General features: G+C 37.6%; 8 protein-coding genes and 1 pseudogene. 8 read left to right on the top strand and 1 reads right to left on the bottom strand.

Going from position 1 to position 9,590, the window contains the following annotated elements; all coding sequences use genetic code 11:
• From infB to QZR70_RS07170, 8 genes are all read left to right on the top strand, one after another.
• Positions 1-2,459: translation initiation factor IF-2 (gene infB / locus QZR70_RS07205; protein WP_295794136.1), on the top strand; the 2,459-nt coding region annotated here is incomplete at its 5' end.
• A 9-nt stretch (positions 2,460-2,468) separates the two neighbouring features.
• Complete coding sequence (rbfA, locus tag QZR70_RS07200) at positions 2,469-2,825, top strand: 30S ribosome-binding factor RbfA (RefSeq protein WP_005386857.1); 357 nt, start codon at positions 2,469-2,471, stop codon at positions 2,823-2,825.
• A 17-nt stretch (positions 2,826-2,842) separates the two neighbouring features.
• Positions 2,843-3,787 carry a bifunctional oligoribonuclease/PAP phosphatase NrnA gene (locus tag QZR70_RS07195; protein WP_295794134.1) on the top strand — a complete coding sequence of 315 codons (945 nt, stop codon included), beginning with the start codon at positions 2,843-2,845 and terminating at the stop codon, positions 3,785-3,787.
• Positions 3,787-4,728 (top strand): tRNA pseudouridine(55) synthase TruB, encoded by a 942-nt coding sequence (locus tag QZR70_RS07190; protein WP_295794131.1) that lies wholly within the window; start codon positions 3,787-3,789, stop codon positions 4,726-4,728. The genes QZR70_RS07195 and QZR70_RS07190 overlap by 1 nt, the downstream gene beginning before the upstream one ends.
• Before the next feature lie 2 nt (positions 4,729-4,730).
• Positions 4,731-5,663, top strand: a complete 933-nt coding sequence (locus QZR70_RS07185) for a bifunctional riboflavin kinase/FAD synthetase (protein ID WP_295794130.1) — start codon at positions 4,731-4,733, stop codon at positions 5,661-5,663.
• A 13-nt stretch (positions 5,664-5,676) separates the two neighbouring features.
• Positions 5,677-6,441 (top strand): shikimate kinase, encoded by a 765-nt coding sequence (locus tag QZR70_RS07180; protein ID WP_005386853.1) that lies wholly within the window; start codon positions 5,677-5,679, stop codon positions 6,439-6,441.
• The gene (locus QZR70_RS07175) at positions 6,441-8,594 is read left to right on the top strand and encodes an ATP-dependent RecD-like DNA helicase (protein ID WP_295794128.1); all 2,154 of its coding nucleotides are present in this window, start codon (positions 6,441-6,443) and stop codon (positions 8,592-8,594) included. Before QZR70_RS07180 ends, QZR70_RS07175 begins: the two co-directional genes overlap by 1 nt.
• Positions 8,594-9,289, top strand: a complete 696-nt coding sequence (locus tag QZR70_RS07170; RefSeq protein WP_295794126.1) for a ComF family protein — start codon at positions 8,594-8,596, stop codon at positions 9,287-9,289. The genes QZR70_RS07175 and QZR70_RS07170 overlap by 1 nt, the downstream gene beginning before the upstream one ends.
• 46 nt (positions 9,290-9,335) lie before the next feature.
• Here the strand turns inward: QZR70_RS07170 and QZR70_RS07165 are convergent.
• Positions 9,336-9,545: pseudogene (locus QZR70_RS07165) on the bottom strand (HD domain-containing phosphohydrolase); the annotation flags it as partial.
• Positions 9,546-9,590 lie beyond the last annotated feature (45 nt).

Below are 9,590 nucleotides of genomic sequence, written 5' to 3'. Positions count from 1 at the left end.
CCAAAAAGCGCGTCCATGAAATCGCCAAAGAGTTCGGCGTAGAAAGTAAGCAGGTCATTTCTATCTTGCAACAACATAATGTAAATGTTACGAAAGCAGTTAATTCTGTAGATGATTCCGGTTATGAAATTGTAAAAAAACAATTGAGTAAGAAATCTGAAGCATCTAAAGTAGCACAAAAAACAGAACAAAAAGTAGAACAAAAATCTGCTCCAACTGCAGCTCATAAACAAGAAGCTGCGCCACATAAACAACAACATCCAAATCGTTCTAACGAACAGAAAAAGGATAATCGTAAACAAGGTGGTCAAAAACAAGACGATCAATCTAAACAAAATGACCATAAAAAGGGCAATGTACGTCATGTACAAATCTCTGAACCTACACGTAAATCCGAAGGTAACCAACAATCTGGTGACCGCGCTAACAACCGCCCTAACAATAATAACCGCAATAATGACAACCGCAATAACAATGGTCGTCCTAATGATGCGCGTAATAATGATAATCGCAATAACGACAATCGAAACAATGATAACCGCAATTCTAATAACAATGATCGTCGTAACAAGAAAAATAAAAAAGGTGGTAACAACCGTCCTCAATCCTTGTTATCTACATCTATGCAAAAGAAAAAGAATCGCGTAAAACATCGTAATGAACAGTACTTACAACAAAAAGCTGAAGCTGAACGTAAGGCTGAAGCAGCGATTGCTACGGAAATCGAATTATCCGGTCCTTTAACAGTTAAAGAATTAGCCGAAAAAATGGGCCGCGAAGTATCTGAAATTATCAAAAAGTTGATGCTCTTAGGTGTTATGGCTAGCATTAACCAAGAGGTTGACGTTGATACTGCTACAATCGTAGCTGAAGAATTTGGTGTAACTGTAACAGAAGTAGAACCTGAAGAAGATCCTACTGATATCATCGAGATTGAAGATGCACCAGAAACATTAAAACCTCGTCCTCCAGTTGTTACTATCATGGGTCACGTTGACCATGGTAAAACATCCTTGTTGGACGTAATTCGTCAAACTAATGTAACAGCTGGCGAAGCAGGTGGTATTACTCAACATATCGGTGCTTACCAAGTTCGTTATAACGACAATAAAATTACATTCCTTGATACTCCTGGCCATGAAGCGTTTACAGCTATGCGTCTTCGCGGTGCTAAATCTACAGATATCGCAGTTCTTGTTGTAGCTGCTGATGATGGTGTAATGCCTCAAACTATTGAAGCCATAAACCATGCTAAATCTGCTGATGTACCAATTATTGTTGCTATCAACAAAATGGATAAACCAGGTGCTAACCCAGACCATGTTAAACAACAATTGGCTGAACATGGACTTTTACCAGAAGAATGGGGCGGCGATGTAATCATGGTTCCAGTATCTGCTAAACAAAAACAAGGTATCGACGATTTGCTCGAAAATATCTTGCTTGTAGCAGAAGTTATGGAATTGAAAGCTAATCCTAACCGTAAAGCATACGGCGTAGTTATCGAGGCTCAACTTGATAAAGGTCGTGGTGCTGTATGTACAGTACTAGTACAAAAAGGCTCCCTCCGTGTAGGTGATACTGTACTTGCTGGTACAGCATACGGTAAAGTACGTGCTATGACAAATGAACGCGGTGAAAAAGTTAAAGTAGCTCGTCCTTCTATGCCAGTAGAAATCTTGGGCTTCTCTGAAGTTCCTCAAGCGGGTGAAATCATCAATGGTATGGATGACAACGAAGCACGTGCAATTGCTGAAAAACGTATTGCCAAACAACGTGTTCAAGAATTGCAAGCAACTCACAAGGTTACATTGGATGATATCTTCAACCAAATTCAACAAGGTGAGTTAAAAGACCTTAACATCATCATTAAAGCTGACGTTCAAGGTTCTGTAGAAGCATTGCGTCAATCCTTAGAAGGTATTAAAAATCCTGAAGTACGTATCGTAATCGTTCATGCTGCAGTAGGTGCTATTAATGAATCCGATATCATGTTGGCTTCTGCATCTAATGCAATCGTAATGGGCTTCAACGTACGTCCAGATGCTAATGTTCGCCGCGCTGCGGAAAATGAAAAAGTTGACCTTCGTACATATCGCGTAATTTATGATGCTATCAATGACGTTGAGTCCGCGATGCGTGGTATGTTGGCTCCTCAATTCAAAGAGGTTGTCGTTGGTCGTGCAGAGGTGCGCCAAGTCATCTCTACACCTAAAGCTATCGTTGCCGGTTCTTATGTAACAGAAGGTCGTATTACTAACGACTCTGAAGTTCGTTTGATCCGTGATGGTATTGTCGTATTTGAAGGTAAGGTTGACTCTTTACGTCGATTCAAAGACGAAGTGAAAGAAGTTAAAACATCCTTCGAATGTGGTATTTCCTTAGAAGGTTACCGCGACATCAAGGAAGGCGACGTAATCGAAGCGTACTTGATGGAAGAAATTGCACCTCAAATTTAGGAGGTTTATATGAGTGACGTTCGTGTCAGAAAATTACAAGAATTTATCAAACAAGAGGTAAGTCAAATGTTGATGCGCGGATTGAAAGATCCACGCATCGGCTTCACTACTATTACTGATGTTCATGTAACAGGTGATTTGCGTGAAGCTACGATTTATGTCTCCTTGTTTGGTTCCGATAAGGAAAAAGAAGATACACTTATCGCTTTAAAGCATGCAGCAGGTCATATTCGTACTGAGCTTGGCAAAGTACTTAAATTGCGCCATATTCCTTCTATCACATTCGATAAGGATACGTCTTTAGACTATAGCATGCATATTGAATCCCTTTTGAATGAAATCAAAAAGGACGAAGAAAAAAATTAACACAAAGGATACAGAACATGAGTAAGATTACTATTAATCAATTACATATGGCTCTGTGTGAAGCTAATTCTATTATGCTAACCGTCCATGTCAGACCTGATGGCGATGCTATCGGGTCCATGGTGGCCTTTTACGAAGCCCTTGTAGGGCAAGGTAAAACTGTATATATGGTAGTGGATGATGTAGTTCCTGAGAAGTACTCATTCTTACGATATACGGACCACATCCATGATGTAGCGTATTTTGAAACAAACCCTGTTGATATTGATATGCTAATGGTATTGGATGCTAGCACGTATGAGCGAATTGGCAAAGTAGGTGCACTATGGAGTGCACCTATTTTTAATATAGACCACCATATTTCTAATACGGAATTTGCTGATCATCTATATTTGAAGCCTGACTTTGCTGCTACTGGTGAAATCGTTACCGATTTATGTACAAAATGGAATTGGCCTATCACCGAGTCTATGGGTACTGCTTTATATATGGCTATTGCTACTGACTGTGGTTTCTTTAAATTTAGCAATACAACTGCCAATACGTTAGAAATGGCTGCTAAATGTGTAGCAGCCGGTGCTAGACCTAATGTTATTTCTGAAACGATTGAGGCTGTGTCTGCAAGTCGTCTGGAATTAACAAAACAAGTTATGCAAACTATTGAGTTCTACAAGAATAATACAGTAGCTACCATCGAGTTGAATCGCGAGGCTATGAACATTCTCGGCGATGATACAGATGGCTTTGTGGATATTATTAGAAATGTAGATACTGTTGATATAGCTATTTTATTGAAAGCTGAAGCTGATGACAGAACACGGGTAAGTTTACGATCTAAAGGTACCGACGTGAATGCTATTGCTAGCAATTTTGGCGGTGGCGGTCATATTCGAGCTTCCGGTTGTACGATTAATCTACCATTACAAGAAGCGAAACAGGCTCTCATTGAGGTGATTAAATAATGGATGGCATTTTACCATTTTTAAAACCTCCTGGTATAACAAGCCATGATGCTGTTGCTATTTGTCGTCGCATTTTAAAAGAAAAGCGCATTGGTCATAGTGGTACTTTAGATCCTATGGCCTATGGCGTGTTGCCCGTTTTTCTTGGTAAGGCTACGCGTCTTATTGAGTATACAGAGGGGTTTGATAAAACCTATGTAGCAGAATGTAAATTTGGTACTTTTACCGATACTGAAGATAGTTCTGGTCAACCGGTATTACCTGATAAAGATATGGTATTGCGAGACGGCGTTCTATTGAATGAATACATTCAAAGTTCAGAACTTTCCGATGCTATGCTTAAACCTACTTTTGATGAATTAGTTAATACACTAAATACCTTTATTGGTGCACAAAACCAGAGGCCATCAAAATATTCTGCTATAAAGATAAATGGTATACGTGCTTATGAATATGCTCGTAAAGGGATTCCTGTAGAATTACCATTACGTCAAATTCATATTAAACATATTGAGCTGATAGCGTATGGTTTTCCTTATTTTACAGTTCGTGTAACTTGTTCTGGAGGTACTTATATTCGTTCATTATTGCGTGATATCTGTGTTTCATTAGGTATACCAGGAACCATGACATCCTTGGCACGTACTCAAGTAGGACCATTTGATATTGATTCTGCTAAAATGGCTGAAGAGTTGATGCTTCATGGTGAAAGCCTATTGTTACCAACGGATACAGCCGTTTCTCATCTTTCAAAAGTGATGGTAAATAGTGTACAATTAAAGATGATGGTGCAAGGTAAGGAATTGCCTATTGGTAACGAATTTTCTTATACTGAACCAGAACATTATTATAGAGCCTATGGTCCTCATGGATTTATAGGGATTATGAAACGAACTAACCACTCTTTGAAGGTGGAAAAAAATATTTTTATTGAAGGATAAGTATGAAGCAAATACATTCGTTTGATGAACTGCGTCAAATCAAAGATACAAAAGTATATGCCCTAGGTACCTTTGATGGTATTCATCGAGGTCATCAACGAGTTATACGCAAGGCCGTTGATGAGGCAATGGCAGTTAATGGTGTTAGTATAATCATTACCTTTGAACATCATCCACTAACTATACTACATCCAGAGCGAGTGCCTAAACGGGTCATTCAAGAAGAGATTATGGATTCCGTTCTTGAAGATTTGAATGTAGACTATATTTTACGGTTGCCTATGACTGAAGAGTTACTAAAAATGAGTGCTGACGATTTTTTGGGCGCTCTTTGTACAGATATGAATGTAGCTGCTATTGTAATTGGAGAAAACTTTACATTTGGTGCTAAAGGTCTTGGTAATCCAGATTATATGAAACAAGTATTAGCGGATAAAAATATACAAGTTTTAGTGCAGCCCTTATTGCCTTGTGATGGACTTAGTACTCCTATTTCAAGTACGGAGATTAGAAAGGCCATTCGCGAAGGGCGTTTAGAAGATGCTACTCATTGGCTTGGAAGACCATTCCAATTTAAAGGGACTGTAATTAAAGGTGATCAACGAGGACGCACATTAGGGTTCCCAACATTGAATTTGTTGCTTCCTAATGAAATGGCTACACCTCCAGATGGTGTATACGCTAATCGCGTGTGTATCGATGGTACTTGGTATGATGGGGTAGGTAATATTGGGGATAATCCTACATTTAAGAATCAGTACCATAGATGCGAAGTACATGTATTTAACTTTGACCAAGATATATATGGAAAAGAAGTAATTGTACAATTTATTTCCTATCTTAGAGGGGAAGTAAAATTTAATAACTTACAAGATCTTATTGATCAAATGAAGGTAGATGAAGAACAGGCTTTAGCTGTTTTAGCTAAAGCATAATAAGGGGGTTCTCATGGATATTAAAGAAGCTCGCAAACAAATAGATAGTATTGACTCCGTACTTGTTACAGAGTTTGAAAAACGTCTTACATTGATTAAAGAGATTGGTAAATATAAAGATGAACATCATTTACCACTCATTGATGAAGAACGTGATGAAAGTATTATTGCGTTGCATACTGAAAACTGCAAAGATAAAACATTGGCACCTTATATTGAAAATTATATAAAAACTGTTGTGTCTATGAGCAATGAGTTTTTAAAAGAGCATATGCATAAGCATATTTTCCTCATTGGCATGCCAGGCGCTGGTAAGACAACAGTTGGCAAAATGCTAGCTAAAGAATTAGGCCGAGATTTTTACGATCTAGATCAAACGATTCAAGATAAGGTTGGGAAATCTGTTCAAAAAATCTTTATTTATGACGGTAAAGATGCTTTTAGTGAATATGAATATAACACGATTAAGGAATTAATTCATAATAAACCATCTGTTATTGCTACCGGTGGTGGTACTGTTACTTATGATAAAACAGTTAAGCTAATGCGCAATAATGGCCTTGTTGTATTTGTTAATCGTGATGTGAATCATATCTTAGATGATTTGGATCTTGAAATTCGTCCACTTGTAAAAGAAAGTATTGAATATATCTTCAATGTATATGAAGAACGATACCCTTTATACGAAGAAGTGGCACATATCAAAATTGGTAATGAAGGTAGCATTACCGATGCGGTACAAGAAATTATTGAAGCTTTGCCTAATACGGAGAAATAATGGACGCCATACGAGGATTTGTATACCGAACTATATATGAGAATACACAACGTACGTATTGCGTGTTTGTCCTTAAGGATTATAATGAGGAATACATTACTTGTACTGGTAAGTTTGAATCTCCTAAAGAAGGAGAAGATATTGAAGTTCGAGGCCGTTATGTAGAACATGAAAAATACGGTCGTCAATTTGATGCTACTAGTGTAGAAAAACTTAAACCTGATAACATGGGGGCTGCTAAGACCTACTTATTGAATTTAGGTATTAAAGGTTTTGGTGAAAAGTCCGTAGAAAAGGTTCTTGAGTATTTTGGTATCCGTATTTTAGAAGTTTTACGGGAGGAACGTCCCGAAGAAATTAAGGATGTTCCTGGACTTCGTAAAAGTGTTAAGGACGAATTATTTAATACCTTACTTGGTGAAGGTATTTTATCTGATTTAAATCACTTTTTTGAAAGCCATCATATTTCTTCTAAATGGAGTCGTATCGTATACACCTATTATGGTGTTCAGTCTATTGCTGTTATCGAGGATAATCCTTATACCTTGTTACGTGTGGCTCCAGATATGCTTTTTGGCACCGCTGATACGCTAGCAGAACACTTGGGTATTACAGGTAGTGATACACGCCGTTTAGAAGCGGGCTTAGAATGGATTTTGCGCAGTTTGGATAATCAAGGGCATACATGTTTGCCTGTAGATCAACTTATCGGTCGTTTAGATGATTTATTACAAACTGATGTAGATGATATTGCTAATTTTATTGAAAGTCTCTTGGAGCAAGGTGCTTTATATAGTACGTATTATGAAGATATCCTATATATTTATCCTCCAGAAATGTATGTGTCTGAAGTAGAGAGCGTTCATTATACAAAAGATTTCTTATTAGAGGCTGATCCAATTTCTCTAGATATTCCTAGTTTTATAGAAAAGTTTGAAGCTGATAATCATATTACATTTGGGGATGCCCAAAAAGAGGCTATACAGCTATCCTTCTTTGAAAAGTTTTCCCTTATAACTGGTGGCCCTGGTACTGGTAAGACGACGATTATTAAGGCTTTAGTAAAAGGCTTCCAACTTAGTGGACTAGGACGTATTATTCTTAGCGCTCCTACAGGACGTGCTGCAAAACGACTTACAGAGGCGACGGAGTTTGAAGCGACTACGATTCATAGATTATTAGTACCTGTTCAAGGTAGTGATTCCTATGATTTTACTAAGAATGAGGATGATCCATTAGATATTGATGTTATTATCATTGATGAAGCATCTATGCTCAATGTTCGTTTATTCTATTCCTTAATGGCAGCTATTCCTAAAGAAGCCCATGTCATTATCGTTGGCGACGTAGATCAATTACCGCCTATTGGTGCTGGTTTTGTATTAAAAGACTTACTCGATAGTGATTGTGTTCCTTACACACGGCTCAACCAGATTTATCGTCAAAGCTCTGGTAATATTATTGTTGAAAGCGCCTATGCTATTAACCGTGGTGAAATGCCGAATTTGGATAGCGTAAGTGAAGAGTTTTCTTTTATTCCTGTTAAGTCTTATGACATGATGATGAAAGCTATCATTGATGTGTATAAACGAGAACAAGAGCATGTAGACGATGAATTAGATATTCAAATTATTTCTCCTATGCGCCGTGGTGAAGCAGGTAGTACATTAATTTCTCAATATGTACAGCAAGCTGTTAATCCACCGGATAGCTTAAAAGGGGAAGCTCGTGTAAATGGTATTACCTACCGTGTTGGCGATAAGGTTATTCAAATTCTTAACGACTATGAGTTAGAGGTCTTTAATGGTGAAATTGGTGTCATTTACGCCATTACACGAAGCGATATTTGTATCCGATTTATCCATAAAGATGTTCGTCTACCTATTGATGAAGCTCATATGATTATGCCTGCTTATGCGATTACAGTTCATAAGAGTCAAGGTAGCGAGTATGGTGTAGTTATCATTCCATTTGTACCACGTTATGGTGGTATGTTGCAGCGTAATTTGTTGTATACAGCTGTTACAAGAGCAAAACGGAAGGTTATCATTGTGGGTACTACAAGCGCTATAGAACGTGCTGTACGTACTGTAAATGCAGATGAACGATATACATTGTTTAAAGAAAGACTACAAGGGAGATGTGATTCGTAATGAGTCTTTGGGATTTCCTATTTCCACCTGTATGTCCTCATTGTGGTGCCTCTGTAGCAACACAAGGGGATTGGTGTGAAACTTGTTTTAAAGATCTATTACATATTCGTCATGTACCACATAAATTTTTACATTATGTAGATGATGTATGTGTGCTAGCAGACTATTGTGGTGGTCTAAAGTCTATGATTTACGATGTAAAATTTAATGAAAAAAAGGAGCAGTCCAAGGGGGCTGCTCCTTTTTTAGCATCGTACAACTTTTACATGAAATATGATGAGTTTAATATTCTAAATGGCAATTGTAAAACTGTATATGATTATATAGTTCCCGTACCTTCAAGTGAGACTAAGAAGAAAAAGAGAGGCTATAATCAGGTTGATTTATTTTTTAAGAATTGGGCATACTCGTTAGAGAACATAGATAAACGATATTTTGTATGGCTAGATTGTATATATAAGTTTGAAACTTCTAGTGATATGTGGTCCTTAACACATAAAGAACGACATCAAAATATAGATAATGCTTTTGTAATCAACGCAGAGTATAAAGACACTGATTTTTCCACAAAGCGTATTTTAATTGTAGATGACATTTATACTACAGGAGCAACAATCGAAGCCGTAGCAAAGGTTCTTAGGTCATATAATCCTAGTAGACTCGATGCTCTGACACTAGCTAGCGGTAGTTTTTAATTATATATAAAAGCGTTCACCGAATGGTGAACGCTTAATCATTATATTAGCCTAGCACATCGATAAATGCTTTTACTACATCTGGATCAAAGAGAGAGCCGGATGCACTAAAGAGTTCTTCTTTTGCTTTAGCTTTTGTTTTTGCCCAAAATTCTGTAGAAGGATTAACTGTTGTATCATAATAATCTGCAACAGCAATGATTCTAGCTCCTAATGGGATGTTAGCACCACGCAAATGTTTAGGGTAACCAGAGCCACCCGAAGCAGTCATTTACTGCTCACAGGCATCATCTTGTTATCC

Source organism: uncultured Veillonella sp., from assembly GCF_900545205.1.
Taxonomy (GTDB): domain Bacteria; phylum Bacillota; class Negativicutes; order Veillonellales; family Veillonellaceae; genus Veillonella.
Note: the sequence above shows the minus strand (reverse complement) of the source record. Positions and strands in the feature narration are given on the sequence as shown.